This is a genomic window from Polyangium fumosum, assembly GCF_005144585.1.
Lineage (GTDB): Bacteria > Myxococcota_A > Polyangia > Polyangiales > Polyangiaceae > Polyangium > Polyangium fumosum.
On sequence record NZ_SSMQ01000070.1, the window covers coordinates 1 to 26,782 of the forward strand.

The following is a 26,782-nucleotide window of genomic DNA, read 5'->3' on the forward strand; positions in this document are numbered from 1 at the left end:
CACGCCCGCGCCGTCCGCGCGTCCTGCGGCTGCGGCTCCCGCCGCGTGCCCCGCGCCCACGGCCGCGCCGTCCACGCGTCCTGCGGCTGCTCCCGCCGCGTCCCTCGCGCCCACGCCCGCGCCGTCCGCGCGTCCTGCGGCTGCCGCTTCTGCGCCCGCTGTGCCGCCCCCACCGCCGCCCCCGCATGCCATATCGCTGCATACGGAACTCGCGCTGTACACGTTGATGGCGGTGACGAACGCGGAGCGAGGGATCAAGCAAGCTGAATGGCAGCACATGAACCTCGTGCTCGGCGCGAAATTCGCGAGGTGCCAGCGTGTGCTCATGGATCCCGGCGTGCTCGCAATTGCCGGATCCATCGTTGCGTACTCCCGCGCGAAGGGCTGCGCGAACGCCGCCACGTTTGCCCTATCTCCGACATCCGACGTGCCTGCTGAACTCGTGGCGGTGGTCGTCGGCGAAGTTCTGGCCGCGTGCCAGGACGCCGCCCCGATACCGCTCCGCGCGGAAGTCGTGGTCTACACGGCCCTCGCGGTGAAGAACGCGGATCGGGGGCTCCCTCCCTCGGAATGGGAGAACATCAACCGCGGGTTCGGCGGTCGGATCGAGAGGTGCCAGCGCGTGCTGTCTCATCCGAAGGTTCGAGCGGTGGCTGACGCCATCGTTGCGCGCGGCCGTGCCAAGCGCATCGACGTGAACACGTTCGCGTATTCGCCAGCAAACGAGGCGTTCGGCGAGCTTTTGGCGGCAACCGTCGGTGGCATGCTGATCGAGTCTCGACCCAAGCCCGCGGCACCGTTGCCGCCCGCGGCGATGGTCGCCGCGCCCGTCCCCTCGCCCGTGCTGACCGAGTCTCGACCCAAGCCCGCGGCACCGTCGCCGCCCGCGGCACCGTCGCCGCCCGTCCCCGCGGTAAGGGCGCCTCGGGCCCCCGAGCCGCCCGTCCATGCGCCCGCGGCAACGGCCCCGCCGGCACACGTTCCCGAGGCGCCCATCCCCGCGCCAGCGGCACAGGGGCGCGCCGACGTGCCCTCTCGCGACGAGCTGCCCACGCCCGCACGGGCCGAGGCGCCCGTCCCCGCGCCAGCGGCATCGGCCCGCGTTGAGCGCGCGTGCCCCAGGTGCGCGCGAAGGATGCCGTTGGCGGCGCGGCCGTGGCGGAGCACCGCGGCCAGGTCGGGCATCGGGCGGGACCCAACGCCGCCGGTTCCGCCGCCTCCCGCCTCTGCCGCGCCCGTGCCGCGTGAGCCGGTGTCGCCCGCGGCTTCCGCGCCTTTCGTGGCCCTTCCGGTCACCATGCCGACGTTGATCACCGTGGCGACCTCGGGCCCTGTCTCCGGCGCGCTGCCCGTTCCGGGGGTAATGACGACCTCGACGCGTGCCGCCGCAAGCGGCGTGTCGTACACGTCGCGCTCGACACACGAGCCTTTGCCCCGAGGCCGGTCGCCGCCGCGAGCATGCGCCGAAGTCAGTTCACCTTCTCGATTTCGTCCCGCGTCAAATTGGGAACCACCTTGAATCGGCCCGGTTCGTCGGTCTCGACCACGCGGGGAGCGACGTAAGCCTGCTGATGATGCATGAAACCGGTGGGCTCTCCTTCGGTGCTGACAACGAATCCGAGCATCGACCAGCGCTTCGCGTGCGGCTCGGATTCGTACGGGATCACGACCAGCTCGCAGCTTCCGCCGAACGAACGGCTTAACTGTCGAACGATCGCCAAATCGACGTTCCGCTCGCGATAGCGTTCTTCGATCTTGACGTCCGAGATATAGAGCAGGTCGCGTCCGCCACCCGCGACGAACTTGTCCTTGTACTCGCCATTTTCGTCGAAATATACCCAATAAAGGGCTTCCAGCTCCCCGCTGTCCGCGTCGAGCGCATCGACGAGGGACACGCCGTGATTATCCGCTTGACCTACGTGGATGATCGCGACCTCCGCGCCACCGATCTCCACTTCCTTTTCTCCCTCATCGTCATCGTCACTCTCGGTAACGTCGTAAATCATGCAGTAGAACCGCGTGATGATCCCGTCATCCTCATCCGGCTCGCCGACAACCCTCATGTCCCCCACCACTCGTATTCCGATCATGGCCGGAGTCTACCCTTCGAAGCTCCCCAACAGTCAACTCGGCCGCGGGACGCATCCAGTCCGGCAAAGAATTCCGCCCCTATTGCGTTAGGACATTATACGTCCGATGGCGGAGAATCGATCTTGCGCTCGCGTCGACGGTTGTTGCAGAACGGATCGTCAGGAAGAACGCGGGCACGCGCACACCGCCGTGGGGGTAGGTAGGCATGGCCTGCGACCGCCAACGGGGTCCGTCGTATGGCCTGGTTACCCTCGATCCGCCCTCCGGGCGGGATGCTCTCGCTCGCCCTTGATTCACAGATCGCGCTGGATGTCCGGCGTTTCTCGATCGCGGAGGGAATGTCAAGCCTTTTCTCCATCACCCTGGAGGCGTTCTCCACTGACGCGGCCCTGGCCTTCGACGAGCTGGTCGGGCAGCGGGCCCGTTTCACCATCCGGCGCGGCGCGGAGGAGCGCACATGGAGCGGCATCTGCCGCGGCGCGCGGCTGATCCGCGTCGAGGAAGACGGGCTCTCCACCTACGAGATCGCGCTCGTCCCGATGCTCTGGCTCCTGACGCAGCGTGTAAACCGACGCATCTTTCAGCACCTCTCCGAGCCCGAGATCGCGGCGCGTATTCTCGACGAGTGGCAGCTCCCCCATGTGCTCCGGTTGTCGGAGACGTACAAATCGCGTGAGTACCGGACCCAATACGACGAGTCGGATCACGCATTCCTGAGCAGGCTGCTCGAGCACGCCGGCATCTCCTATTTTTTCGAGGAGAAGGACGGCGAGACGGTCGTTATCCTCTCGGACACGCCACAGCGCGCGGAGCCGCGCCCGACGCGGCTCCCATTCAAGGCGGATGTGACGATGGTGACGGGCGAGTACGCGACGCGCGCGCAGGCCGGCCGGGAGCTGCGGGCCGGCCGTCTCGCCATGCGGGACCGTGACTACCGGCTCCCCGCGGCCTATCCCCTCCAGGCACGAGCCGACGCGCGGACGCTCGGCGCAGAAACGCGCCTCGAACGCTTCCACGCCGATCCCGGCGCCTTCCTCTATCAAGCCAACCAGGGCGGGGGCACGCCGGTGGCGGACGATCGGGGCACGTATCGGAGCGACGAACGGGCCGCGAAGAGACTCGCACAGAAGCACCTCGAAGCGGAGCGCGAGGGGGCCGTGATGTTTGGCTTCGATACGAACGCGCTCGATCTCGCGCCGGGCGTCGTGGTCCACGTGGACGGCCATCCGCGCGCGGAGTTCGCGCGGGGCCTGCTCGTCGTGGGCACGCGCCTCGACGGAACGCAGGACGGCGACTGGACGCACGTGTGCGAAGTACGCAGCGTGGAGCTGCCGTACGGCCCGCCGCGCGTGACGCCGACGCCGCGCGTGCAGAGCATCGAGACGGCAACCGTGGTCGGCCCCCACGGCGAGGAGATCCATTGCGACGAGTTCGGTCGCGTTCGCGTGCATTTTCATTGGGACCGGGAGAGCACGATGGACGAGCAGAGTTCGTGCTGGATCCCGGTGAGCCAGGCATGGAGCGGCGCGGGCTATGGCGCGATCAACCTCCCCCGCGTCGACCAGGAGGTGCTCGTGGCCTTCCTCGACGGGGCCCCGGACAGGCCGATCATTGTGGGCCGCGTCCATACAGCGCTGCAAAAGGTGCCGTATTCGCTGCCAGCGAATAAGACGCAGAGCGGGTGGAGGACGGCATCCTCGCCGGGCGGGAGCGGGTATAACGAGATCCTTTTCGAGGATAAGAAGGGCGGCGAATTCATTCGTGTACATGCCGAACGCGATATGCACACGACGGTACAGCGGGACATGGTGTCGACCGTGCAGCGCGACCAGACCGAAACCGTGCGACGGGACCGCAAGGCGATCGTGACGCGTGACGCCGAGACCATCGTGGGGCGCAACGCGGCGCAGCTCGTCCAGGACAACGCGCGACAAGTGGTCGGCTTATCGAGCACGCGCGTCGTTGGGGTCAACGATGTGCTCGACGTGGGCGGCGATCAGAACGTCAGCATCTCCGGGGATCACAATGTATCCGTGGGCGGATCGAGCGAGACGACGATCGCCGGCGCACATTCCGTGCAGGTGGGAGCTACACAGATCATTCAGGCCGGAGATACGATAACGATCACGACCGGCGCGGCAAGCATCACCTTGGAGCCGTCCGGAAAGGTGACGATCTCCGGGACCGAGATCGTGCTGCAATCGACGGGGCCCGTCACGGCGAGCGGAACGACGATCGGCGTGAGCGGCGCCGAGATAGGCGTGCTCGCATCGGGGGCCGCCGAGGTAGGCGGCGCATCGCTGCACCTCGTCGGCGATCCAATCAAGTCGAATTGAGGCGAGGCAATCACCATGAAGCTCGACAACCGTACGCCTCTCGCGGCGATGGCGTTTCCGATGGTGGACCTCGCGGGCGACCCATTCGTCACGGTCATCGCAAAGGGCGTATTCGGCGTGAAGAAGGGCGAGCCATTGCGCTTGCCCCCGTCCCCGTCATGCATTCGCACCGCCTCCGTTCCCTGGGAGGCGGAGAAGCCTTCCAGCCTGCGCTACGAGGACGACCTTGCGCCGTTCAAGACATGCACCGACATCATCGTCAATGGCACGGCATACGCGCCGGGCGGCCAACGCGCTCCCGCATGGCGCGCCGGTGTGCGTGTGGGAGCCGTGCGGAAATACATGACCGTCACCGGGCCGCGCGCATGGGTGCATGCGCCGCTTCTGGGTTGGTCCCTCACCCCGATCGTCCCGGTGCACCGCGTGCCCTTGCGGTATGAACTCGCGTTCGGGGGCGATGGGTTCGAGGCGAACCCCGTGGGGGTCGGCTACTGCGATCCGCGGACGGCTGACACGTCGCAGCTCGTCGCGGCGCCGCAGCTCCTCCCGGAGGACGGGCGCCCGCCGGTGTTCGGGGAGACGTATCCGGTGGAAGGACTCGGAGCCATCGCCAGGACATGGCAGCCTCGCCGCGCACGGGCGGGAACGTTCGGGGAGGCATGGGCGACGCAGGAAGGACGCCGTCTGCCCGAGGATTTCGAGGGCACCTATTGGAACGCAGCCCATCCCGAACTATGCGCTGACACCTTCCTTCGAGGTGACGAAGAGGTGACGCTCACCGCTCTGCATCCGGAGCACGCAGAGCTGGCTTTTCGGCTGCCTTCGTTGCTTGTGGCCGCGGGCGCTGTGCATGGGTCGGGGTTTCGTCATGCTTCCCCCGCGCGGCTGGACACCGTTGTCATCGACGCGGACGAGCTGCGGGTGGAGCTTTCGTGGCGCTTCGCGTTGCCGTTGTTCAAGGGTGGAGTGGAGAGCGTGCATATCGCGATGCGTGCCGGGGCGATTGGAGGTGGCGCATGAGTGGGGAATGGGCACGCAAGTGCGGCGAGGCGATGGTCGTGTCCATCGCTCCGGATGTTTGCCTCACGCCGGTCGGCAACGCAATGGTCCCGGTACCGTACCAGATCATCGGGCGGCTCGAAAACGCCGAGGGCACGGACCCGAAGCACCTCGTCTGCGGAAAACCCGCCTTCACGATGGGAAGCCGGATTCCGCATGTGGAGGGCAATGAGGCCGGGACGGGAGGCGGGCTTATCTCGGGCGTCAATCGAGGCTACTGCCGAGCCGTGGAGCATAGCTCGACGTTCATGTCGGGCGATCATTGGCTCGTCCGCGAGGGAGACCTTTTTGCGATGAATTGCGCCGGGCCGGATGGACCCGCGAATACGTACGGCCGGCTCGTGATCACGAATGAGGTAGCGTCCGCGCCGAGCGTGAGTTTGTCGAAGAGCACGAAAACGGTCGTGGATCCGGCGACGGGCGTGGTCACGAGCGAGACGAGCGAGACACGCAAGGACCCGGAGACGGGCGCGATCACGGAGGTGCGCGAGCGGACGGTGCTCGATCCGGCGACGCAGCGCATGGAAGCGCAACGGGTCGAGATCACGACGAACCCCGACGGGTCGAAGACGTACAAGGCGAGCGCGGGGGCATTCGATCCGGCGAGCAAGCAATACGAATGGCGAACGTCCACGGGGAGTTTGCCCGAGGCGGAGGTGGACCCGGACGAGGTGTCGATCGACGGGAACGGGCGGCTCTACCTCGCCGACGACGGGGAGGGGTTCGTCCGGTCCGATGAGCTGGACCGGGCCGACGAGATCGCCGATGATGACCCGGAGGTTCTGGCGGACCCCGAGGTCAAGGCCGCGCTGGAGGAGGAGGCGGCATGCAAAGCGGAACTGGCGAAGACCAACGAGGCGATTGCGTGGGAGGGTTTCAAGGCCGGCGTGGACTTGGCCGGGATCGTGGACCCCACGCCGGTCGCGGACCTCACGGGCGCGGGGCTGGCGCTGGCCGATGGGGACTGGCTCGGAGCGGGGATCTCGGTGGTCTCGGCGGCGGTGCCGTATGTCGGGGACCTCGCGGGGAAGGGAATCAAGGCGGCGCGGGCGGCGAAGGCGCTGGCGAAGCTGGATCGGTTGCTGTTGAAGTGGCAAGCGCACCTCGCGAATGCGGCGGCCGCGGCGAGGAAGGCGAAGGAGGCGGCAAAGAAGCGGATCACGAGGAAGAGGGCAGGAGGGGTCGGGGGGCTCCGGACCGCGCCGAGGAATCCGGGGGACGGGGGATTCGCGCCTCGAAAGCAGGGGGGCGGGAAAGATGGGGGCGGTGGGGGCAATGGCGGCCCGAAGAAGCCGCGGAAGCCGCATCAGCCGGACCGGGCGAAGTGGGAGCAGAACGGCGGGACAGTCCGTGACAACCCCGATGGGTCGACGACGTTCAGGCGGAAGGACGGGGTGGAGGTGACGTATGATAAAGATGGGTTCCCGGATTTCACGCGGTACAGGCATCCCGAGGTGAACGATGTGCAGATCGAGTTCACGGGTAAGTATTCGAAGGACGAGGCTCTCGCCGACAAGGCCGCAGGTATTAACAAGAAATTCAGAGACTCCCAAGACTACACATGGCATCACCATCAAGACGGGAAGACCATGCAGTTGATTGAGCGCGAAGTGCACAAGGATTTCTTTCACACCGGCGGTATGTCCGGCGCGCGATGAGGGAGGTATTGACGATGCGAATGGATACCGAGAATCCGTACGGTGCCACATCTCGTGAGGAGATCGCCATGTTTGAGGCACGAAAAAACGTGCGGCTTCCCGTCGAATACAAAGATTTTCTGCTAAAATCGAATGGTGGGATGCCGACGCCCGACGGTTTCGAGATCCCAGGATTCCATGGACAGGCGTCCACCGTGAATGCCTTCTATGGCATTCATGATGGTCCAAAGACCAAACGGCTCGATTGGGCGTGCGAAGTGCATCGGGAACGGATACCGGCGGACCTCATCCCAATAGCCTACGACGCTTTCGGGAATGAGGTCTGCATCGGCTGGAAAGGAAAACGCCGCGGCAAAATCTACTTCTGGGACCACGAGGACGAGCTCGACGAGCAAGGCTTGAGTCGGCAGGACTACGGAAACGTATACCTCGTCGCGAACAGCTTGGGTGAATTCTTGGATAGCCTCAAGGAATTCGAGGATTGACAATGCCCGACACCCTGAGCCCTACCTCCGCCGCCGACACCCCGACCCTCTACCCGGCGTCGCCGTGGCTTACGTGGGTCCCAGCGCCCGATTATTGGAACGTCGCACCCACGATGTTCCTCCCGCCCCCAAAGCCGGCGCCTCCTGTGCCGATCCCGGAGGGCGTCATCCTCATCCCGACGGACCTGCTACCGCCGCCCGTCCTCGAACATGCTCCCCGTGCGCCGGCCGTGATCCCGCCGCCGCAGCTCCTAGGCCCTGTCGCGGACGTTGCCGCCTCCGAGCCGCCCGCGTCCGTCCCTGCCCCTGCGCCCGCGGTTGCTCCCGCCGTGGTGCCCACGCCGCTCCCGCTCGACGCCTTCCCCCTCGAACGGTGTGCCCGGCTCGACGCGGCCCTTGCGCTCGACCCCGCGGCGGGGCCGAGCATCCTCGAACAGCATCACCTCGACCACGGGACATGGCGCGCGCTGCGCCAGCACTGGCAAGGCGCGCTTCGGGCCGCGCTCCGCGTCGGCGACCCCGCCCCGCTCCGCGCGTACGACGATGCCTATGTCGGGGAGCTGGAGCGCGTTCGCGGAGCCATCACGCCGGAGCAACACGCGAGCCTGACGCGCGCCAGCGAGCGGGGCGCGCGCGCCGAAGGGCTTGCCACGCTTGGCTTGCCTGTCGCCGCCGTCCTCCACATGGAGCGTGTCCTGCTGCGCCGCCGGGCGAACTGACAGCGAGTCGCTTGCATGCAAAACGGTCCTGTGAGAGAGTTTGGAACGGCCAGATCGTGGTCATCTATGAAAAATCGGGAGTCGCTCATGCGGACGTTGATAGCTCTGGTTTCATGCCTCAGCCTTAGCGCACTCGTCGCCTGTTCTTCAGAGCGCGTCTGCGCCCCTGGTTCGACGCAGGCGTGTCTTTGTGCAGAGGGGCCCCGGGGTGTGCAGTCCTGCGCATCTGACGGTGCACGTTGGGAGCCATGTGCCTGCTCGGCAGCGGGGACCGCTCCCGCAAATGCAGGCGCCAAGGTGGCAGATGCAGTTCCGCAGCCTCAGCAGCCGGCGGTGCCAAACCCCGGAGCGGTTGTGCAAGCACCGGCGAGAGCAGAAGAACCGGTAGGCCCGCAGCCGTACACCATCACGATTATCTCCGCGGATTTGGTTCCCTCCAAACCCGATGGACGTCCCTGGGATGCGGGCGACGGTCCACCGGATCCGGTTGTCGTTGTATCGGTCAAGGGAGCGGGGACCGGCGCTGTCAGGACAACCAAAAAGCAAGACAGCATAGCACCGACTTGGCGAGAATCGGGCCAAGTGACAATAAACCGGGGCGATCACCTCTCAATATCAATCATCGATAAGGATCTCGCAGACGACGACTTCATCGCGGGTTGGGATATGGAGTTTACCCGCCCTGGTAGGCAACGCTTGACCGATCCCACTCATTCAGTGAATGAGCTGATCTTCGATATTGCGTCTGCCGACGCCAAATAGACCGAGTGGCGGAGGAGCAGGCCGCCCGAACAGCCACCGAGACTCTGGCCCCACGGTCCCCCGCCCCGCATTCTGTGGAAAATTGAGCGCGTCCGGCTGCCCCCGGAACCGAGGCCCCCATGATCCCGTGCAGATTTATCTTTTCGTTCAAGAACGGCGGCGCGTCCGCTTCACTGAACTCAATCTTCCAGGTTCACACCGTCCCCCGCGTGGGCGAAACCATCTACCTTGGAAGTGCCGGACCCTCCATCGTGAAGGAAGTGGAACACGCCATCAATCCAGCAGACGGCACTCACGAGATCAGGGTCTACTATGAAGAGTCGCGCGCGGGCAGCAGGAACGCTCAACCGCGTACGCGCACGGCGCGCAAGAAGAGCCGTCGCTCCCCGACGCGCGAGGACGCTCCCTGAACCCCGCTGGCCGGCAAATGGCGCGCTGGTTGGTCCTAATTACTGCGCTCTCCGGCACGCGGCCCTGACGCGCGCCAGCGAGCGCGGCGCGCGGGCCGAAGCGCTCGCCGCGCTTGGCCTGCCAGCCGCCGCCGTCTTGCCGTTGGAGCGTGTGCTACTGCGCCGGAGTGCGTTCATTTGAATGCGTCAAAGACCCCTGCGGGGGAGGTTCTCTCGCATTCGCTTACCCAATCGGCAAGTTCGTTGATTGCATTCTGGACTTCTTCGTGAGATAGCCCGTTTTCTTTGGCGCAGTCCCAAAGCCAGCCGAAATAACCCGGGAGCGCTCTGGGATAATTGATGTTCTCGCCGTCAAGGAGCTCGAAAAGGTGCGGGCGCCCATCTTTGTCCGATTGCCCGCTGTTCATGAAGGCAACGTGCCAGCCCTGCGGATTGCGCGTCAGGCGGAACGTGTCCCTGTAGCCCCAACGCCTAGAGAAGACATTAAAATCAAACTCATGACCCATGGTGCTATCGATGGGGTCATCGTTCGCTGAGGTGTCATTGATGAACTTGAGCAGAGCTTCCGCCGGGTGGATGTGACGATAAAACTCCACGTCCGTCGGCGGCACTCCGCGATTCTGATACATGTATTTGTTGTGTCGCGGCTCCAATCCCCGCGACTTGAGAGACATGTGCAGGGCGTGACACTGCGCCGCAAGCACGTTGAGCAGCAGCCGAACGTCAATGCGTTTATTATGCTTCTCCCAGATGTCTTTGAGCTGCGCCTCAATCTGCGTCTGAAGGGCCTGCTCTTCGGCGGTGAGCGTAATGCTGGTCATAGTATTGTTCCTCGGTTGCGTGGATGGTCGGCGTTTTTGGAGTGGGTGTTCCTACGGCGCCGTGCAAGCTAAAGATTTCGGCGGCGCTTGATCTCAGCGAAGGCGACGTTCGCTCTCGCGGTCCGCTCGTGGGCCGCAGCGCGCGCTGCTTCATCGCCACCGGCGCCGGTCACCTTATCTGGATGGTTCTCCCGCACGATCTTCCAGTGAGCTTTTTTTATTTCCTCGAACGAGCATGCCGCCGAAACCCCAAGCACCGCAAATGGATCATCCAGCGGGTTTGCAGGCGTTGTAGGACGACCCCAGCTTTCCAATATGGCGAGGTTGATGTGCAATTTGAAGGCGCGGGCAATCAGGTTGGCCTGCTCGACCCGAATGCTGTCGAGAGCTGCATTGGTCAATGCGGGCGAGCCTGCCAGTAGCCCAATGGCCCCGAGCACCAAATCGAATCCCATCGTTCCGGAATTCGGCTGCAACTCAGCCGAACGCCAAAGGCGATGCCTGCCATCAATGAATAGGTGAAAACCGAAAGGAGGTGCAAACCCAATATGCGCCTTCCCAAAACGTGTTGCCCACCATTGGGGATCAGTCAGGAACCAGTCGACGGTAAGGGCTCCAAATGCGCACCGACCGCTGACGTGCGCGTCGACGACAGGCGCGACCGCACGAATCATCGCGTCGTCATCCGTGTTCCGCACCTCAACAACGGCGTACTTGCTAGAGTTTACCAGTTTATCGAACGTTTCCTGTGTGATACGAGTGGGTACTGTCATGTTGTCCTGTACGTCCGCGCTCCACGTACCACAGGTCTACGGCTTCGACAATCGGCCGGACGAGTGCGACGGCGCCCTGGGCACCCCGCTGCGGGCGAGCGGACTCGAAGGAACCGTTGCCCTGGCACACCCGACTTGTGTAGGATGCCCGGCCGATGTCTCGGCCGGTGGTCCCGATCGCCGCCCTCTTGGGCTCTCTCCTCGCCGTGGCGCAGTCGCGGGCCGACGAGGCCACGCCCGCGTCACGCCCCGCTGTCGGGCGTCCGACGGGCCCGGACACGACACCTCCCCCTGACCCGGCGGCCGTTGATGCCGCGGTGTCCGCTCTGGTCAAACTCGCGGACGCAGCACGCAAGCAGGGCCGGTGGACGGATGCAGAGCTTGGCTATCGCGAGGCATTGAAACTCCGAAACGATGCGACGGTCGTGGGGCGGCTGGGCCTCACCCTCGTCGCCGCGGGGCAACCGGCGCGCGGAGCGCGCAACCTCATGGAAGCCATCGAGCGTGGCGGGGGGGTGGGGCCGGAGAAAGAGGAGTTTTTCAAAGTATTCAAGCGAATCCGGCCTACCGTTTGTTTGCTTTACGTGAAGGGAAACGTCAACGACGCCGTGGTATCTATCGACGGCGGGCCGTTTCACGTGGAGAACGGGACACAATTTAAGTTGTTCGTGGCCCCCGGCAAACATGTGCTCGAAGGCAAATCCGAGGAGCGCGGCGTCGCGCGAGCCGAGCGTACCTGCCCCGAAGGCGGGGAGGCGACGACGGTGCTGTTATGGCATTGGCCTGCGGGGCTGCCCCAGAAGCCGGAGCGGCTTTTCCGGCGTCGAAAGAAGGACGAGGTGATACCGGGGATCGACGATGACAGGCCCGCGGACATTCCTCGCGAGGAGGACGAGCCGCCGCCGCGGAAGCCGATCTTCGGGGGGGTGGGCGGCGAGGACCGGCCAGCGCAGAAACGCGGCTCCGTGGGCGGAGGCGTTGCGGTTGTGTCGGGCGTCGCGACGTGGGCGCCCGCGGTTGGTGTTGCGCTGCATGGCAGTATACGGCCGGTCGAAGTAGTTTCGATTGGTCTCGATGCGCGCGCTGCTTGGTTGACCTCGGGCATTGGGGGAGAACCGATCGATGGCATGACCGTCGGAGCACTGGTGAGCGTTTGCGGACATTGGCGGTGGCTCTTCGGATGTGGGGCGGGACATCTAGGCATTATCTCAGTCACGTTTGACAAGACTGCCTTCGAGGGGCGTGGTTTCACATTCTTTCGGCCAGGGCTAGGGGCACGTATTGGTGCGGCGATTCCGTTCAGCCAAGTATTGGGCTTGCAAGTCTCTGCGGATGTTATTGGGCTAAACGCGGGGGTTCGCGTGTTGGCGAATGGTAAGCAGGTTTCGGATCAGCCCCCGTTGATGATTGGCGGAAACCTTCTGGGTGTATGGGAGTTTTGATTATGAAACAACCGCTTTGGCTCGGGGCTGGGTGTTGCTCCGCGGCGGTCTTCGCTGCGTTCCTTGCGATTGAGGGGTGTACGGGCGAGCCTGGCGTTGCGGCTGACCGGTGCGCACCCGACCCGCTGTATCCGCGCGGGGTGTGCGCGGAGGACGAGGACACCGATGCCGATGCGGGCTCCGATGCCGATGCGGAGCCCCCACCAGATGCATCCGCTGAATGCCCCGGCCGATGCGTGCCGCTCCCGGAAGGAATTGACGCCCTCTTCTGGAGCCGATGGCCCGATCTCCTCATGTCCGCGTCGACAAGCGAGCCTGAGCAGGGCTGTCCCGATGAGCTGACGCTCCAATTCGTGGGCTATTCCGAACTCGTCGCGCCGCCGGCAGCGTGCGATATCTGCGAATGCGAGGAGTCCGAGGGAACGTGTACGGACCTCCCCACAGACATCCAGATCCGCGCCGGGACGTGCAATGACCCGAGCGCCGCCGCCTTGCCCTTCGGGGGGCCGCCAGGCTGGGACGGGAGCTGCACGAGCACGAACGGGATCCCGGCCGGCGCGACGTGCCCACAGGGAAGCTCGACGCTCTGCGCGCAGTCCGTGTCCGTGGGCGCGTTGCCAGGACCGACCGCCGAAGCTTGCGCGGTTACCACGCATCCGCTCCCCGCGTTCTGGAAGGATAATGGCTGGAAGCGGCGTTGGACCGCGTGCCGCGGGAACGTCGACGAGCTGCGCTGCGGAGACAGCGAAGCGTGCGCGCCGGATCGTCCGCTGCCCTTTCTACAGTGCGTATGGCGCGTTGGAAAGCACGTGCAATGCCCGACGAACTACCCGGACGGCCCGCACGTGCTGTATCCCGAGATGGCCGTCCATGATGGTCGGAAATGCACCGAGTGCGAATGCGGTCCACCGGTTGGGAGCGCATGCCTTGCCACGATACGGCTTTTCGACGACGGGGCGTGCGTCTCGCAATCATACGAGGACACGATTGCCTCTTACGGGGGGCAATGCAGTAACCTCTACCCCCCGGGGAAGGCCGTAGGCGCCAAGGCGATCACGGACCTCCACTACGTCGGGGGCTCGTGCCTCGCGAGCGGCGGCGAGCCGATCGGCGAGGCCACCCCCGACGACACGCAAGCCGTCACGTTCTGCTGCCTCCATCCCTTCGACTTCTGACCCGTCATGCTGCCTAGCGAGCCCTCCCCGAACCACTCGACGAAGAAAGTGGGGATCCATTCGCCCCCGGAGCCACTACTAGGTGGCATGAACGCATCCAGGATGACGTCGATGCTCGACGAACTCCCGAGGTTTCGCGGGAAGATCATGAAGTGGCTCGCCGGGTTCGGCGTTCCTGCCGCCGACGTAGAGGACCTCACCCAGGAGGTGCTCAGCGCAGCGGTCCGGTACGCCCACACCTACGACCCGACCAAACCGCTGACCCCGTGGCTGCGGATGATCGCGCGAAACATCGCGATCCAATACTTCAAGGCGAAGGGTGATTGGGCTTCCGTGGACGCTGTGGAGGAGCCCGCGGCGCACGGCGAGACGCCGGAACGGACCGCGTTCGACAGGGAGATGGCGCGCACGCTAGCCGAGGTCTTCGACGAGCTGACGTCCGCGGAGCGCGAGCTGCTGACACTTCGATTTCGTGACGACCGGTCGACCAGGGAGATCGCCGCCTTGCTCTCACTCCCAGAGCCCACCGTGAAATCCCGCCTCCAGCGGACGCTAGATCGCTGCTTCGACGGCTTCCGGGCTCGGGGCGTCGAGGATCGCCCCGGCTCCCTCCTCGTGCCGCTCTTCTTCGCCAGTCAGGAGGAGGAGAGGACCGGAGGAGGCGGCTCCGCGAGCGGCGCGGGCTTCATGGCATCCCCGCCTCCGGCGTCTCCTCCGGCTTCGACGCGCCCGCTGTGGCGGCGTCTGCTGACATCGCGCGCGGCTGCGTTCGTCGCGGGTGGCGTTGCCGTGTACCTCCTTCTACAGGCTCGGCAGCCGCCGGAACTCGCCGCTTGCACGATGTGGGTCCGCGCGTTCCCGGTGCCCATCCAGGGCGCCTGCACCGCGCCGGCCGGCGCCGACGAGCTGCGCGACGAGCTGCCGGTGCGCGGGGCGGTGCGCGCAGGGAAGACGCCCCCGAAGGTCGGCACCGTGGCCACCCAAGTGGCGGCGCAGGTAGGGGCATCGGAACCGTTCACGGACTTCGCGGACGTTGAAGGGGTCGATACGGGGGACATCGTTCCGGACGACCGGCACGACCCCGAACCCATGATCGACTTCGGCTCCGAGAGGTAGGACAAACTCCTACCGAAATTGGCCGGATCTTTCATCCGGTTGGTCCCGGTCCCACTAACAGAAAGCGAGACTCTGACGAACACGGCGCGGCAACGAGCGGCGCCGCGCTCGGATTTGTCCGATCGTCGCTCGAAGACGGGGCGCCTTTCGCTGGCGCGCGCCCGACTGCGTCATGTGCCGAATGGCCAGGTTCCGAAAAGGGAGCGGTGGGTTGCCTCGAAAGGCGCCCCGTCTTCGAGCGACGAGCATTTCAATTAGAAACGACCTCCAGGAGGGGGCGATGGGGAGTGGTTCTCTGGGCGAGCATCCTCCTTATCGCCCCCCTCCTGGGGGTCGTCTTCAATTCGCTTGGAGGCTCATGGATCCCGTGCGTGATATCGACGACGAGGCGGCAACGACGGTCATCGACCGTCCAGCGCTTCCGCCACCGGAGAGCGGAACCCGCGTTAGCGTGGCGTATTCAGAGCCGCCGCGAGACATCGCGGACCTGCCCTCCCTGTGGAGCCGCGCCCGTGCTTTGGCGAGCGCGGCGTGGCGCGAATTACGCGAGCGCTTCCGCAAACCGCGCCTTTCCGATCGCCTCCCGCCGCCTCCACCGCCGCGATCGGCAACGGCAACGCGAGTCTCCGCGGGCGCCGTGGGTCACGACGAGCGCGGGGAGATGGTCCTTCTCGAAATTATGCGTGCAGCCCCGGCGTACCAGCACGCCGCCGTCTACGTCGCGAATTACGCCATCGCGCTCCGCAGTCGCGGGAGCGAGGCGTACGCCGAAGGCGTCGTCCATTACGCGTTGTCGCGGATGCTGCCGGACGCCGATGGATACGTCTCCTTCGGGCGGCTTCGGGACATTCTGTGCGACGTTTCGGTTTCCGGGGCCCTCGTGCCGGGACTTCTTCGCCTGGAGAAGGCTGGCGTCGTCTGTATCGAGCGAACCGAGGAATCGCCGTCGCTGCCCCAGCGAGTTCAGCTCCGGATCCCCCTCTAAAAAAGGAATCGACGTCATGGCAACCAAGCCGCCGACCATGGAAACCGAGCTTGTACTTGCGAGCGATGGTGCGATCTACGTTTCATTCGAGGAGGAGCCGCCCGCTGGCCGACGGGTGTTCACTGGATATGCGCTGACCGCCGACGAGCGCGCGCAGCACGGTACGCAGAGTCTGCTCCGCTGGGCCTGCCTCCAGCTCCTCGCGCTCGGGAGCGACGGGTGCGTGTACATCGAAGAGGGGGCGATCGAGCCCGAAGGGCGGAAGGAGTTTAGGGGTTACGCCCTGACCCCGCAGGAAGTCGAACGCGTGGCCCAAGAGATCCACCGGACGGCGTTCAACGTGACCATAGCGATGCGGGCCAAGTGAAGGCGACCCCCGACCCCGAAAAGGACGCGGCCGATGCGGCCGTGATCGGTATCGTCGGCATCGGTGCAATTCTCGCCGCGGTGTTCCTCGCGCTGTTCACCCATGCCGGTCCCCAGCCGTACGTCTGCATCCTGATCGCCCTTCTCTTCACGCCCGTCGCGCTGCGCATCATTGATCATGAATCCGAGTGAGCTGCGAGCAGCCGTGGCTGCCCATTTCGAGCGGCATCTGGGAAGGGGACAGCTCGTGCTGAGGGGTGCACCCGGAGGCTTGTTCATCCCGAGGCACCTGCCCATCTACGGCGCCCCGCCATGCGAGGGCCGTACGCACTGGGTTCTGCGCACCATTGGCGCGAGCCTCCGCGTCCTGGAAGGGCGCAAGGGGGAGGAGCGGCGCTTCGAATTCGTGATGTCGCTGCCCGACGACTGGATCCCCAGTGAAAAATGGCCCGCCTACATGTTCCAGCGTGCATCCGCCGCGATCTTGACCCGGGGCTTAGCGCCGGAGGAGGGCGGCGTCGTCTTCAACTCGGCGGAGACCGTTCATGGTTCGCCGCACGTGTTCGCGCTTCTCGTTGCTCCCTCTCGGCAGTTTGGGCAGCACGCGGCGTTTCGGACCCTGTCCGGCACGTTGGTCGAGGTGTATGCGATGTGGCCGCTCACGTTCGATGAGTGGCAGCTCCACCAGGGACGTTGCCTCAACACAGCCACGCTCCCAGAGGTCATCGAGCACTGGCGAGACATGCTTAGGTAGAGGGAGTGATGCTGTCCAACAACAGAATGACAGTTGAACTGCGGCCGTATGGGAAGATCTGGGACGTCTTTTATGAAGGCCAGCGCATCGGTCACGTCCGACCCCGCGCGAAGGACGGATTGCTCTTCGTCTTCTGCTTTGGGCGACGGATCGGCCACGTGCGGGCCACCGAGAAGGCCCCAGGACGTTTCCCCCGCCGAAAATTTGTTGACATGTCAGGCGGTTCAGTGGTAGGGCGAACGGTCGTATGGGCAAACGCTGGGGGCACGCCGTTCGGTTGGTGGCCGTTGTAGTTGTTTTGTTGGGCGCATGCAGCACCCGGTACGAGGAACGGTATGACCCGTCGGTGTGCATATCTCAGTGCGGCTTGAATCGAGCAACTTGCCAGACCATGTGCGACAAGATCGAGAGCTGCCTTTCTGGGTGCAACTCCAGCTACGACACTTGCGTGCGTGTATGTGGCGGTCCCGGTGATGGCGGGCGGTAGGCAAAACTTGCTCTAACCCAGGCGGGGAGCCCTGTGGCGAGAATTGGATTTGGCGAGCTGATGATCGTTTTCCTGCTCCTCGGAGCAGGTGGTCTGGTCATCTTCTTGTTTGGCTATTCGGTGGGAAAAAACGCGGGGTTCAGACAAGGATTACGCGAAGCGGAGCGGTTTCGCGGCGGCGGTGACAAGTGATGAAGCCATTTCCGCAGGGGAGGTCCGCGAATCGTGGCGTATGACCACCACGAGCCTGGCTGGTTCATCCCCCAGGTTAACGATGCTGCCTTTGCCAAGAGCGCCAAGGCTTCGGTGATTGAACATATCAGGAGGAACTTCGGAAACGATGCCCGTGAGACGGGGCTCTCCTCCATTCAATGGACACACGAGGGGCAAGTCTACGAGGCGAAACTCGGAGAGCACCTCAAGTTCAAGGGCGTCGACGTTGGCCAGACGTGGGCCGTCATGAGGGCTGGGAGCCTGTTTCTTCTCATTACGACCTGGCGCGGTGCGGTGCGTGAGGGGCCTATCCTAATCGGCCATCAGGACTTGGGTACAGCAAAAGCGTCTGCTGGACGGCGAGGACGGCGACGCCCATAGTTGACCGGGGCCCCCGCTGTGTAGAGAGGCAGGAGCTTTCCGACAACGCAGCAGCGTCGTGTTCAAACGTGGCGGAAGGCAGTTATCAGGCGGGGTGCTGGGAGCTACGTCGGGGGCTCGTGCGTCGTGCGCCCTTCGAGTTCCTTCCGAAGCTTCCGGCGCTCGCCCTTCGGCAGCTTGCGGGCCAGATCCGCGATCCGATCCAACTCGTCGTCTTCCGGGAAGGTGATGACGCAAAACGGGGACACGCCGAGCGCGGCTGCGATGCGTTCGACGGTCTCGATGGTGATCGCCGCGAGGCCCTGCTCGATGCTCGACAGGTGGCCTTTCGACAGGGCGCCAGCTTCGGCGAGATCCTGCAAGGACATGCCGCGCTCGGTTCGCAGTTCGTGGATGCGAGCGCCAACTTTCAGGCAGAGCGGCTTGGGTTCGGTTCGTCGGGGCACAGTTCCTCCTACTCGCGCGTGAGTGGGTCCAAAGTCCCTACCACGGAGCGAGCGCTAAGACAAACCCCACGGACAAACGCCCCCGAGCCCCCCCGGGTGCGAGTTGGGGGGGGCCCGCGGGCGGTGGATGATCACTGTCGCGTCATTGCCCGGAGAAGCTTGGCGACGGCGGCGTGAGCCGCCAGCGCGGCGGCTATGTCGCCACCGGCGTCGGCGGCCATGTCGTCACCGGCGTCCGGCATGATGGCGAGGAGCCTGCCGGCAGCCTCATGCGCGACCACCGCGGCGTCGAGGTCGCCTGCCGCTGCCGCCGTGACCTCGCCCTGGACGAGGACGGCGAGAAGGGTCCTGCGTGGGTCGGCTCCGGGGGAGCCCCAAAGGGCGGCCACGGGGTCCGAAGTGGCACCAACGCGTGTCAACGGGGTCGATCCGTCGCCAGCAGGACGCGGATCCAGCGGGTTGCGCCGGGTCAGGGGTGCTAGAACTGTCCTCGGGGGATGAATCGACCGGGCTTTGCCCGGGCGAGAGGGGGACGCGAGGCGTACCCCTCGGGACAAAACGACGAGGAGGGTGCTCAGCCCCGGCCCTCGCCGAAGTCCTCGGTCGTCCATTCCAGCGCGCCGCGCTCGTTTCGCGCGCGGCGCGCGGCTTCGAGCTTGCGCAGCTCGACGCGGCGGATCTTGCCCGAGATGGTCTTGGGCAGCTCGGTGAACTCGATCCGCCGCACGCGCTTGTACGGGGCGAGCCGCTCGCGCGCGAACTGCAAGATGGCCTGCGCGGTGCCCTGCGTGGGCGCGATGCCGGGCGCGAGCACCACGAAGGCCTTGGGCACGCTCGTGCGCACGGGGTCGGGGCTCGGCACCACCGCGGCTTCCGCCACGGCCGGGTGCTCGAGGAGCGCGCTCTCCAGCTCGAACGGGCTGATGCGGTAGTCGGAGCTCTTGAACACGTCGTCGCCGCGGCCGACGAAGGTGTAGAGCCCCGCCGCGTCCCGCACGGCTTCGTCACCCGTGCGGTAGTATCCGCCTGCGGTGACGTCTGCGGTGCGCGCCTCGTCGTCGAGATAACCCGCCATGAGCCCCATCGGCCGCGGGTCGAGCGCGAGCGCGATCTCGCCCTCGGCGCCGGCGCGGCCCTCGGCGTCGAGCAAGGCGACGGTATAACCGGGCAGCGGCCGGCCCATCGTTCCGGGCACGACGGTCATTCCGGGCGTATTGCCGATCTGCGCCGTCGTCTCCGTCTGCCCGTAGCCGTCGCGCACCGTGAGGTTCCACGCGCGCCGTACGGCGTCGATGATCTCGGGGTTGAGCGGCTCGCCGGCGCTCACGGCCTCGCGCAGCACCACGGCGTGCGCCGCGAGGTTTTCGAGGATGAGCATCCGCCACACGGTCGGCGGCGCGCATAACGTGTCCACCTTGCACCGCGCGAGCAGGTCGAGCGTGGCGGTGGGCACGAAGCGCTTGTACGCGTGGACGAGCACCGTGGCGCCGGCGTTCCACGGCGCGAATACGCTCGACCATGCGTGCTTGGCCCAGCCGGGCGAGCTGATGTTGAGGTGCGTGTCCCCCTCGCGCAGCCCCACCCAGTACATCGTGGACAGGTGCCCGACGGGATAACTCTGGTGGGTGTGCAGCACGAGCTTGGGTTTCGCCGTGGTGCCCGAGGTGAAATAAAGCAGCAGCGGGTCGGTCGCGCCCGTGGGCGTGGCGCTCGTCGGCAAGGTGGCGGGCGCGGCGTAGGCGTCGTCGTAACGCGTCCAGCCCTCGACGGGCTCGCCCACGGCGATGCGCACCACGCGCGGGTCGACGGCGCCGAAGCGATCCGCGACGGCCGACTCGGCGATCACGCAGCGCACGTCACCACGCGTGAGCCGGTCGGCCACGTCCTCCGCGGTGAGCTGTGTCGTGGCCGGGATGATCACCGCGCCGATCTTCGCGGCGCCGAGCAGCACCTCCCACAGCGGCAGCACGTTGGGGAGCATGACCAGGACACGCGCGCCGCGTTCGACGCCGAGCCCGTGGAGGAAATGCGCCACGCGCGTGGAGCGCTCGGACAGCTCGGCGAACGTGGCGGTCGTCTCGGCGCCCGACGCGTCGACGATCCAGAGCGCGCGGCGGGTGTTGCCGCGGGCGTACACGTCGAACCAGTCGATGGCCCAGTTGAAGTGCTCGAGCGCGGGCCAGGAGAAGCCCGCGCATGCGCGGTCGTGGTCGTCGCGTGTGGCGAGCAGGTGGTCGCGGGCGCGGAGGAAGAGGTCCGTGGCGGTCATGGGGGCGGCTGTGGAGTATACGACCCACATAACGCGCGCCCAAGGAGGAAGGGATGCCCCTGCGGCCTGCGCGCGCGGGGGTCGGACCACGCGGCTCGCCCGTGGCCATTGCGTGACGACCGGGGCATCCAGCGGACCCGCGCTAGCGAGTACAATCAACAGGGTCGCTCACGCCATACTTGGCGTAGTTTTTCCTAGCTTCCTCCAAACTCACGACGTTGGCACCACCTCCGCGGTCTGGCGATGACTCTTGACTTGGGTCGTCTTCCCAGTCGCAGTTGTCACAGATGTCGTAATGGCCTCGCTCCGGCAGCGTGCGCTTACCGCAACACGGACAGGCATGGAGAGAAGCGTCAACAGCCATCTTGTTTCACCTGTTTCAGAGATCAGCCCCATCGAAGTGCCTCAGATGCGCGGTAAGACTCCTCAGCGCGGAAGCGAAACAAACGGCAGGTGGCTCCCCATCGTGTCCGAAGACCTGCCAAACGATCGATTCTTCTCCCCGATCCCGAGTTCACCGAAGATCCCCGCTCCCCAGCATTTCACCCGCCCTGCATCGGCTCCTCCGAAGAGGGCGCACGTATGCGAGGCTCCCACGGCGATCTCCTCGACGGGGCTGTTCGTCCCGAGATCGACGAACGGGAGCGCATCGCCGAGGGATTCGCTCTTGCAACGATCGAGGTCGTCCCCCACGCCGAGCGCCCCCAGTTGATTGATCCCCCAGCACTTCACCCGCGGCGCGGCGCTCTCCCCCTCGACGATCGCGCAGAACCTGCTCCCGGAGGTCGCCATCGAGACGGCGCGGAGTCCTTTCCCCAGCGAAATCGGCGCGGATACGACGGGGCAATGGCGGTGGCCGATCGCGCCTCCGTCGAGGAAGTCCCAGCAGCGCAGAGAGCCGTCCTCACCCCGCGCGCACGAGCCGCCGGCGCCGCCGACGAGGGCCAGGGTGCGGCCGGGGAGCGGCACGAGCAGCTCCGTGCCGACGTGGGTGTTCGGTGCATCCAAGACGTCCTTTCCCACGACGCCGATCGAACGGACGTGCCCGTCCTCGAATGCGACGCTGAGCGAGAGGTTCCCCGCCGCCATCGCGAAGGGCCTCGCCTTCGTGCCGAAATCGACGGCTTGCACCGGGACGAAGCGCTCCTTGCCGCCCGGGATCTCCCCGAAACAACGCACCTCCCGCGCGGCCCCGTCCTCGACGAGCGCGCAGGTGTACTTGATCCCCGCCGCGAGGGAGAGGATGGTCCCTTCGCCCATATCGATTTTGGGCCAGGCATCCCCGAGCTCCCCCGGAGAATCGCCGCGGTTGTCGGCGAGCCCGAGGGCGTGCGCATACCCCCAGCAGGCGAGCCGCGCGTTTCGTTCGCCGGGAAGAGGGGCCAGCGCCGCGCAGGCGTGCCGCGCTCCCACGCCGAGGACCGTTGCCGTTTCACGTGCGCCCTTGCGACGACCGAAATCGATGGGCGCCGCGCGGGAGAGAGCCCCGGGCACGTCCCCCAGATCGAGCTTGTTGCCTTGCCCTGGAACGCCATCCTCTCCGCGCCCCCAGCAGAACACCTCGCCCTCGCGGAGCAAGCAGGTGATGTGATCCCCGGCGACGAGGCGGGATCGGGCGACGGCAAACCCAGGCCGCGGGGGGCTCGGCGTCGCAGAAGGCAAAGCGCTCGGCGACGAAAGGGCCGCGGCTGTTTGGGTGTTCGCGGGCGGAGCCGTCGGAGCGGGCGTGCCACAAGACGAGGCCACGAGAGACAGAAACAAGAAGACGACATCCCGGCGGCATGCCTGGCGTCCGGCGGAGAGAACGTTCTGGCGCACGCCCGTTGCTACCTCAGCGCCAAACCGTTCGTCAACGGGACGCCCTCTCTGCCCTCCGGGGGAGAGTCCACGTAGGGCGAGAGTCCATGTAGAGAGCGCCCTCCCTCGTGACGACCGGATCGTCCCACATGCCCGCGTGATCGAGTGGCCACCCCCGCGCCTCGCCCGCGGCTACGTCGACGCAAAAGGAGCGCAACCGCCTGCACGATCGTCCCTGCATCGACGCGAAGGCGCCCGGACACGGGCGCAGCGTGGGATGCATCGGCGCAACGGCGGCTGGGACGCCGTGATCCGCGCGCTTGCGTCGATGCAAATCCCGTCAGGCCCCCGTCACGGCGGCGCGTGCACGCGCACAAGTGCTCCTGTGCCGCCGGCTCGACGTCTCTTGCGCACGTGCAAGGCACGCCGCGCAGATCGTTTGGAGCGCGTTGCACGCGTGCACCCGCACCGAGCAACCGGCATCCGCCGATTTGCGTGCGTGCAAGGCACGCCGCGCACTTTCGCCGGAGGCTGCCGCCTCCGCCCTCACGCGGCTGCCCGGCGGGACGGTGGACGGTGACCCAACCATCCCGCGGGCATCCAGCCGCGTTCAGGCGAGAACCCGGAGCGCGCGGCGGTAATACACCGTCCGACGCGCGAGCCCACGGTAACCGCCGTTGATGCGGTACGTGATTTTCTTGAAGTTGCCCCGGTCCGCGAGGGCATTCAGCTTGCGGGTCTTCCAGAACCAGCCTGCCACGCGGAAGCCCACGTCGATACGAGCGGCGAGCTTCGGCCTCTTTTGCAAGTCGATCCCCAGGGCCTTGCCCGCGGCGCGGTAGTTGCTGCGCCCCGTGATCTGGATCGGGCCCCGGCCCTTGTAACGTCGACCGTCCCCGGGGTGGGTGTTGCCGAGATCCTTGCGTCCCTCGTAGGCAGCCCCGGACGCGAGCTCCTCGAAGTACACGAGCTCGCCGCTCTCGTGCGCGAGCTGCGCGAGGAACGCCGCCATTCGCTTCTTCGTATCGATGGCGAACTCCTTCCTGGCCTTGTTGAGGTGCGGCAAGCATTTCCGCGCGCGCGCCGCCGAGAGGTTCGGCATGATGGCGCGGAGCTCGGCCAGGGTGACGCCGCCCCGCGTCGGGCCCTTCTTCCCGGGCGCGGGCTTGGCCGGGCCCATCTTGGCGCCGAGCTTCACGAATGCGGCGCGCGTCTTCGGCCCATAGGTGCCCGTGCTCGGCACGCCGTGCTTGGCCTGGAACTTCTTCAGCGCCGCCTCCGTCTTCGGGCCGAACCTTCCCGCGCCCGTGTTCATTTCGGCCTGCGTCATGTGGCCGAGCTTCACGAGCGCGGCTTGCAGGGCCTTCACGGCCGCGCCTTTCGCGCCGCGTTTCAGGTTCGCCGCCGGCAACGTCCTTCCGGCGAGCGGGCCTCCAGGCCTCGCCACGCCCGCCTCGGTGGCGTTCGCCGGGATCTCGGCCTGCGGCGCGAGGACGAGCGTCACCGGGGACGCCGGCTCGTGCGTGATCCTCTTGATCGTCGTCGCATCGCCCAAGCGCGCCCTCAGGAAGTGAAGCCCGGGATGGGCCATGGGCAACGAGAAGGAGCCGTCCTGTGCGGAGGTCGTAGCAATCGCGAGCGCCCCACGGCGGGCGATCGTCACGGTGGCGCCGGCGAGCGGGCGGTTGTTCTCGTCGACCACTTTGCCCGTGATTTCCTTGCCAGGTATTGCCGGCGAGAAAGCACGCGCGCTCTCCACCAGGAGGTCCGCCGCCGGAGCCAAGAGACCACGACGTCGGGCGCGCCGTCCGAGCGTCGCCTCCTCGGCCCAGCGCCGCAGGCTCGCGAGCACGGCCGTCGTGATGCGCAGGCCCGAGTTCCACGGGATACCGGCGCGAGGGCCGCTCGTGTGAATCGCGACCACGGCGCGCTCGCCGTTCGGGCGTGTCAACCAAACCGGAGCCCCGCTCTGCCCGCCGAAGGTGTCGATGTCGTACTGGACGATGCGGCCCCCGACGTCCTTCAGCGCGCGCGCGTGATAATACAACCGGGTGGCGGCATCGGGCTCCTGCGGATATCCCGCGATGTTGACCAGGGCCCCCTCGAGCTCCGCGGGGGGCAGGGCCTCGGGCATGAAAAAGCCCTCGTTCATCTGGACCGGCTCGTCGAGCAGGATCGCGGCGTAATCGTATTCCGGCGACCGGTCTTCGAGCCACCCGGACACCAGGCGAAAGCGCTTCGCCACGACGGAGCCGAAGGGCTGCCGGGTGCCGTCGAGCGCCGGAATCACCTCGATCGAGGTCGCCCACCCGCCCATCGTCTGGCAATCGTAGACGCAATGCCCCGCCGTGACGACGGTACGGGCATTGATGAGCCATCCGGTGCCGACGTACCGCTCGCCATTGGCGCCCGTGATCCGGAGCGCGCAGATCGCTCGGTAAGGAGCGGCCTCGGTCCGCGGGACCCGGACCCGATCATCCGGGCCGAACACGACGAACGCGGCGCTCCTGGCCACACGCATGCGTGAAGCCTCCATCGCCTCCCGCGGAGCGTCGAGCGACCGCGTGAGCGGCGGCGCGCTCGCCTTGAGGTGTGAGGGCAGGAGAACCCTGTCGGATGGCTCCGGGGCCGCGGCGCCGGGGGCCCTCGGCCGCTCGTACCCCGGCACGTATTCGAGGAGGCTCGCGGGTCTCGTGATGGCGGCCGCCTCGGTCGTGCTCGCGCACGAGGCGGGCTCCTGCTCGCTCGCGTGGGATTCGTAGCCGCCGGTCACGCGGCCTGCCTCGTTCGACAATGCTCCCCTGTCGTTCATGACCCTCTCCCCTTCCTGCATCGCCATGCTCTCTTCGCCCCGGGCCGGCGCGGCGCAGGGACCCGAAAGGACGGGGGCTCCGCGCGAGCGCCGGACCAATGCCGCCTCCGTGGAGGCCGGCCTCCGCCGGCGCGCAGGCCCGCGCGGCGGGCTCGCGTCATTGATATGGCCGCAGGAGACGGCCACGGTCGGCTCGTCCCCGTCGAACGTGATGGTGCTGAGCCCATTGACGTCGGTCCGCGCCCACCTCCCGTGCTGCTCCGCGACCATGGTTTTCATGAGCTCGAGCGTCGCCGGGTGCGGGTGCCGCATGCTGGTCTCGCCGGCGCAGACGCCGAGCAGCCGCGGATGGCCCATGCTCTCGAGGAGCTCGGCGTTGATCCCGTTGTGGCTCCCGTGGTGCGAAAGCTTGACGAAATCGTAGGGAGCGTGCTCCCCGATGGCCTTCGTGAGCGCGCGCATCCCGGCGAGGACCGTCCGATCGTTCGTCTGTGGATCCGCGAGCTGCATGTCCCCCGTGAGAAGGAGCTTTTTCCCGCTGTATTCGAGGAGCAACACCGAGCTCTGGAGGTTCACGAAATTCGAGACCCGCGCCGTCCCGGCCGCCTCCGTCCCCTCGGGCGCCTCGCGCTCGGCCGCGAAGGCGGCGGCATACCTCCGATAGACGGAGAGCTCGCGCGCCTCCGCCGATTCCTCGCTCGCGCCCGGCACGGCGGCGGCTTCGAGCGCCCTTTGCATCTCGATGCGAAGCGCCTCGAGGTTTTTCGCCATGCCCTCGGCGCAGGCGGTCACGTGCCGCCGGGTCGGGCCGAGGATCTTCAAGGTGACGCCGCCCTCCGCGAGCGCCGCCACGAGCGGCCGCAGCGCAGGGTCGTCGCTCCCCTTGAAAGGGAGGACCCGCGTCCCGTTCCGGGAGAGCGTCTCCAGCATCTCGCGGTATTCGGCTTCGAGGCTCTGCGCGGACTCGATGAACGCGCTCTCCTCGGCCGCCGACTCGCCCTCCAGGGGCTCCTCGCGCAGCGCCTCCGCAATACGCCGCGCTGCCGGCGACGCCTCGGTCGTGGTCTCTCGGCCGGTCTTCCCCCAGGCGAGGTCCGGATCGGGCACGAGCGCCCATTCGGCGACGATGTGCCCGTCGCGCACGAGCCGCGGCAGGCACCCGATGTGGTCCTGATGTGCGTGCGAAATGAGGAGGAGGGTCACCACGGACGCGCCCCCCCGCGTGGGCAGGAGCGGCCGGAGCTGCTCCTGGATCGCGAGGTGCCCGCCTTTGCGGCGGGCATTGCCCGGGTGCGCCCCGTCGATCAGCACGGAGGTCGTGCCGAACCGGCAGAGCACGGCGTCGCCGTACTGCTCGGTGCCGACGTCGAGCAATGTGACCGTGAACGGATTGCGCGCGCCTCTTTGCATGGCCGACCCTCCCTC

26 protein-coding genes are annotated in these 26,782 nt (G+C 66.5%); 15 read left to right on the forward strand and 11 right to left on the reverse strand.

Annotated features, from left to right (window positions below):
- From E8A74_RS54325 to E8A74_RS41660, 3 genes are all read right to left on the reverse strand, one after another.
- The coding region (locus E8A74_RS54325; RefSeq protein WP_211365573.1) for a hypothetical protein at positions 1–360 on the reverse strand (360 nt) is incomplete at its 3' end.
- A gap of 270 nt (positions 361–630) precedes the next feature.
- The gene (locus E8A74_RS55725) at positions 631–1,407 is read right to left on the reverse strand and encodes a hypothetical protein (protein ID WP_136934697.1); all 777 of its coding nucleotides are present in this window, start codon (positions 1,405–1,407) and stop codon (positions 631–633) included.
- A 62-nt stretch (positions 1,408–1,469) separates the two neighbouring features.
- A complete protein-coding gene (locus E8A74_RS41660) occupies positions 1,470–2,090 on the reverse strand; it encodes a hypothetical protein (RefSeq protein ID WP_136934698.1) in 621 nt (206 codons plus the stop codon).
- Positions 2,091–2,363: 273 nt separating this feature from the next.
- Between E8A74_RS41660 and E8A74_RS41665 the strand changes: the two genes are divergently transcribed.
- From E8A74_RS41665 to E8A74_RS41695, 7 genes are all read left to right on the forward strand, one after another.
- On the forward strand, positions 2,364–4,427 hold the full coding sequence (locus E8A74_RS41665) for a type VI secretion system Vgr family protein (protein ID WP_269749927.1): 2,064 nt from the start codon (positions 2,364–2,366) through the stop codon (positions 4,425–4,427).
- 15 nt (positions 4,428–4,442) lie between these two features.
- Positions 4,443–5,447 (forward strand): DUF2169 family type VI secretion system accessory protein, encoded by a 1,005-nt coding sequence (locus E8A74_RS41670; RefSeq protein WP_136934700.1) that lies wholly within the window; start codon positions 4,443–4,445, stop codon positions 5,445–5,447.
- Positions 5,444–7,144 carry a PAAR-like domain-containing protein gene (locus tag E8A74_RS41675; protein ID WP_136934701.1) on the forward strand — a complete coding sequence of 567 codons (1,701 nt, stop codon included), beginning with the start codon at positions 5,444–5,446 and terminating at the stop codon, positions 7,142–7,144. Before E8A74_RS41670 ends, E8A74_RS41675 begins: the two co-directional genes overlap by 4 nt.
- Positions 7,145–7,164: 20 nt before the next feature.
- Positions 7,165–7,629, forward strand: coding sequence for an SMI1/KNR4 family protein (locus E8A74_RS41680; protein WP_170229771.1), 465 nt, complete (start codon positions 7,165–7,167; stop codon positions 7,627–7,629).
- Positions 7,630–7,631: 2 nt separating this feature from the next.
- On the forward strand, positions 7,632–8,348 hold the full coding sequence (locus E8A74_RS41685; RefSeq protein ID WP_136934703.1) for a hypothetical protein: 717 nt from the start codon (positions 7,632–7,634) through the stop codon (positions 8,346–8,348).
- Between the two features lie 87 nt (positions 8,349–8,435).
- Positions 8,436–9,110, forward strand: a complete 675-nt coding sequence (locus E8A74_RS56175; protein ID WP_420814236.1) for a C2 domain-containing protein — start codon at positions 8,436–8,438, stop codon at positions 9,108–9,110.
- A 119-nt stretch (positions 9,111–9,229) separates the two neighbouring features.
- A complete protein-coding gene (locus E8A74_RS41695; protein WP_136934705.1) occupies positions 9,230–9,520 on the forward strand; it encodes a hypothetical protein in 291 nt (96 codons plus the stop codon).
- 173 nt (positions 9,521–9,693) lie between these two features.
- Here the strand turns inward: E8A74_RS41695 and E8A74_RS41700 are convergent, their stop codons facing one another.
- Both E8A74_RS41700 and E8A74_RS41705 read right to left on the reverse strand, forming a co-directional pair.
- Positions 9,694–10,341 carry a hypothetical protein gene (locus tag E8A74_RS41700; protein ID WP_136934706.1) on the reverse strand — a complete coding sequence of 216 codons (648 nt, stop codon included), beginning with the start codon at positions 10,339–10,341 and terminating at the stop codon, positions 9,694–9,696.
- Between the two features lie 68 nt (positions 10,342–10,409).
- Positions 10,410–11,114 (reverse strand): J domain-containing protein, encoded by a 705-nt coding sequence (locus tag E8A74_RS41705; protein WP_136934707.1) that lies wholly within the window; start codon positions 11,112–11,114, stop codon positions 10,410–10,412.
- A gap of 317 nt (positions 11,115–11,431) precedes the next feature.
- On the opposite strand from E8A74_RS41705, the gene E8A74_RS41710 reads away from it, so the two are divergent.
- The 8 genes from E8A74_RS41710 (at position 11,432) to E8A74_RS55730 (ending at position 17,631) form a co-directional block, all read left to right on the forward strand.
- A complete protein-coding gene (locus E8A74_RS41710; RefSeq protein WP_136934708.1) occupies positions 11,432–12,556 on the forward strand; it encodes a tetratricopeptide repeat protein in 1,125 nt (374 codons plus the stop codon).
- A gap of 353 nt (positions 12,557–12,909) precedes the next feature.
- A complete protein-coding gene (locus E8A74_RS41715) occupies positions 12,910–13,731 on the forward strand; it encodes a hypothetical protein (protein WP_136934709.1) in 822 nt (273 codons plus the stop codon).
- 111 nt (positions 13,732–13,842) lie between these two features.
- The gene (locus E8A74_RS41720; protein ID WP_170229773.1) at positions 13,843–14,847 is read left to right on the forward strand and encodes a sigma-70 family RNA polymerase sigma factor; all 1,005 of its coding nucleotides are present in this window, start codon (positions 13,843–13,845) and stop codon (positions 14,845–14,847) included.
- A 637-nt stretch (positions 14,848–15,484) separates the two neighbouring features.
- The gene (locus tag E8A74_RS41725) at positions 15,485–15,832 is read left to right on the forward strand and encodes a hypothetical protein (RefSeq protein WP_136934711.1); all 348 of its coding nucleotides are present in this window, start codon (positions 15,485–15,487) and stop codon (positions 15,830–15,832) included.
- A gap of 16 nt (positions 15,833–15,848) precedes the next feature.
- Positions 15,849–16,199, forward strand: a complete 351-nt coding sequence (locus E8A74_RS41730) for a hypothetical protein (protein ID WP_136934712.1) — start codon at positions 15,849–15,851, stop codon at positions 16,197–16,199.
- Positions 16,196–16,390 carry a hypothetical protein gene (locus E8A74_RS41735; protein WP_136934713.1) on the forward strand — a complete coding sequence of 65 codons (195 nt, stop codon included), beginning with the start codon at positions 16,196–16,198 and terminating at the stop codon, positions 16,388–16,390. The genes E8A74_RS41730 and E8A74_RS41735 overlap by 4 nt, the downstream gene beginning before the upstream one ends.
- On the forward strand, positions 16,377–16,952 hold the full coding sequence (locus E8A74_RS41740; RefSeq protein ID WP_136934714.1) for a suppressor of fused domain protein: 576 nt from the start codon (positions 16,377–16,379) through the stop codon (positions 16,950–16,952). Before E8A74_RS41735 ends, E8A74_RS41740 begins: the two co-directional genes overlap by 14 nt.
- Positions 16,953–17,499: 547 nt before the next feature.
- Positions 17,500–17,631 (forward strand): hypothetical protein, encoded by a 132-nt coding sequence (locus E8A74_RS55730; RefSeq protein ID WP_269749925.1) that lies wholly within the window; start codon positions 17,500–17,502, stop codon positions 17,629–17,631.
- A 506-nt stretch (positions 17,632–18,137) separates the two neighbouring features.
- On the opposite strand, the gene E8A74_RS41745 is transcribed toward E8A74_RS55730, so the two are convergent.
- The 6 genes from E8A74_RS41745 to E8A74_RS41770 all read right to left on the reverse strand — a co-directional run bounded on the left by E8A74_RS41745 (position 18,138) and on the right by E8A74_RS41770 (position 26,767).
- Positions 18,138–18,479 (reverse strand): helix-turn-helix domain-containing protein, encoded by a 342-nt coding sequence (locus E8A74_RS41745; RefSeq protein ID WP_269749926.1) that lies wholly within the window; start codon positions 18,477–18,479, stop codon positions 18,138–18,140.
- Between the two features lie 131 nt (positions 18,480–18,610).
- Complete coding sequence (locus E8A74_RS41750; RefSeq protein WP_136934716.1) at positions 18,611–18,868, reverse strand: hypothetical protein; 258 nt, start codon at positions 18,866–18,868, stop codon at positions 18,611–18,613.
- Positions 18,869–19,053: 185 nt separating this feature from the next.
- Positions 19,054–20,748, reverse strand: coding sequence for an AMP-binding protein (locus E8A74_RS41755; RefSeq protein WP_136934717.1), 1,695 nt, complete (start codon positions 20,746–20,748; stop codon positions 19,054–19,056).
- 142 nt (positions 20,749–20,890) lie between these two features.
- Positions 20,891–21,112, reverse strand: a complete 222-nt coding sequence (locus E8A74_RS56180) for a CPCC family cysteine-rich protein (protein WP_136934718.1) — start codon at positions 21,110–21,112, stop codon at positions 20,891–20,893.
- 62 nt (positions 21,113–21,174) lie between these two features.
- A complete protein-coding gene (locus tag E8A74_RS41765) occupies positions 21,175–22,566 on the reverse strand; it encodes an RCC1 domain-containing protein (RefSeq protein ID WP_136934719.1) in 1,392 nt (463 codons plus the stop codon).
- Positions 22,567–23,155: 589 nt separating this feature from the next.
- The gene (locus tag E8A74_RS41770; protein ID WP_136934720.1) at positions 23,156–26,767 is read right to left on the reverse strand and encodes a peptidoglycan-binding protein; all 3,612 of its coding nucleotides are present in this window, start codon (positions 26,765–26,767) and stop codon (positions 23,156–23,158) included.
- Between the last annotated feature and the right edge of the window lie 15 nt (positions 26,768–26,782).

Bases quoted from the DNA above. Each gene is read 5' to 3' on its own strand.
- E8A74_RS41660 (WP_136934698.1), bottom strand. From the start codon at position 2,090: ATGATCGGAATACGAGTGGTGGGGGACATGAGGGTTGTCGGCGAGCCG.
- E8A74_RS41665 (WP_269749927.1), top strand. From the start codon at position 2,364: ATGCTCTCGCTCGCCCTTGATTCACAGATCGCGCTGGATGTCCGGCGT.
- E8A74_RS41670 (WP_136934700.1), top strand. From the start codon at position 4,443: ATGAAGCTCGACAACCGTACGCCTCTCGCGGCGATGGCGTTTCCGATG.
- E8A74_RS41675 (WP_136934701.1), top strand. From the start codon at position 5,444: ATGAGTGGGGAATGGGCACGCAAGTGCGGCGAGGCGATGGTCGTGTCC.
- E8A74_RS41680 (WP_170229771.1), top strand. From the start codon at position 7,165: ATGGATACCGAGAATCCGTACGGTGCCACATCTCGTGAGGAGATCGCC.
- E8A74_RS41685 (WP_136934703.1), top strand. From the start codon at position 7,632: ATGCCCGACACCCTGAGCCCTACCTCCGCCGCCGACACCCCGACCCTC.
- E8A74_RS56175 (WP_420814236.1), top strand. From the start codon at position 8,436: ATGCGGACGTTGATAGCTCTGGTTTCATGCCTCAGCCTTAGCGCACTC.
- E8A74_RS41695 (WP_136934705.1), top strand. From the start codon at position 9,230: ATGATCCCGTGCAGATTTATCTTTTCGTTCAAGAACGGCGGCGCGTCC.
- E8A74_RS41700 (WP_136934706.1), bottom strand. From the start codon at position 10,341: ATGACCAGCATTACGCTCACCGCCGAAGAGCAGGCCCTTCAGACGCAG.
- E8A74_RS41705 (WP_136934707.1), bottom strand. From the start codon at position 11,114: ATGACAGTACCCACTCGTATCACACAGGAAACGTTCGATAAACTGGTA.
- E8A74_RS41720 (WP_170229773.1), top strand. From the start codon at position 13,843: ATGCTCGACGAACTCCCGAGGTTTCGCGGGAAGATCATGAAGTGGCTC.
- E8A74_RS41730 (WP_136934712.1), top strand. From the start codon at position 15,849: ATGGCAACCAAGCCGCCGACCATGGAAACCGAGCTTGTACTTGCGAGC.
- E8A74_RS41740 (WP_136934714.1), top strand. From the start codon at position 16,377: ATGAATCCGAGTGAGCTGCGAGCAGCCGTGGCTGCCCATTTCGAGCGG.
- E8A74_RS55730 (WP_269749925.1), top strand. From the start codon at position 17,500: ATGATCGTTTTCCTGCTCCTCGGAGCAGGTGGTCTGGTCATCTTCTTG.
- E8A74_RS41755 (WP_136934717.1), bottom strand. From the start codon at position 20,748: ATGACCGCCACGGACCTCTTCCTCCGCGCCCGCGACCACCTGCTCGCC.
- E8A74_RS56180 (WP_136934718.1), bottom strand. From the start codon at position 21,112: ATGGCTGTTGACGCTTCTCTCCATGCCTGTCCGTGTTGCGGTAAGCGC.
- E8A74_RS41770 (WP_136934720.1), bottom strand. From the start codon at position 26,767: ATGCAAAGAGGCGCGCGCAATCCGTTCACGGTCACATTGCTCGACGTC.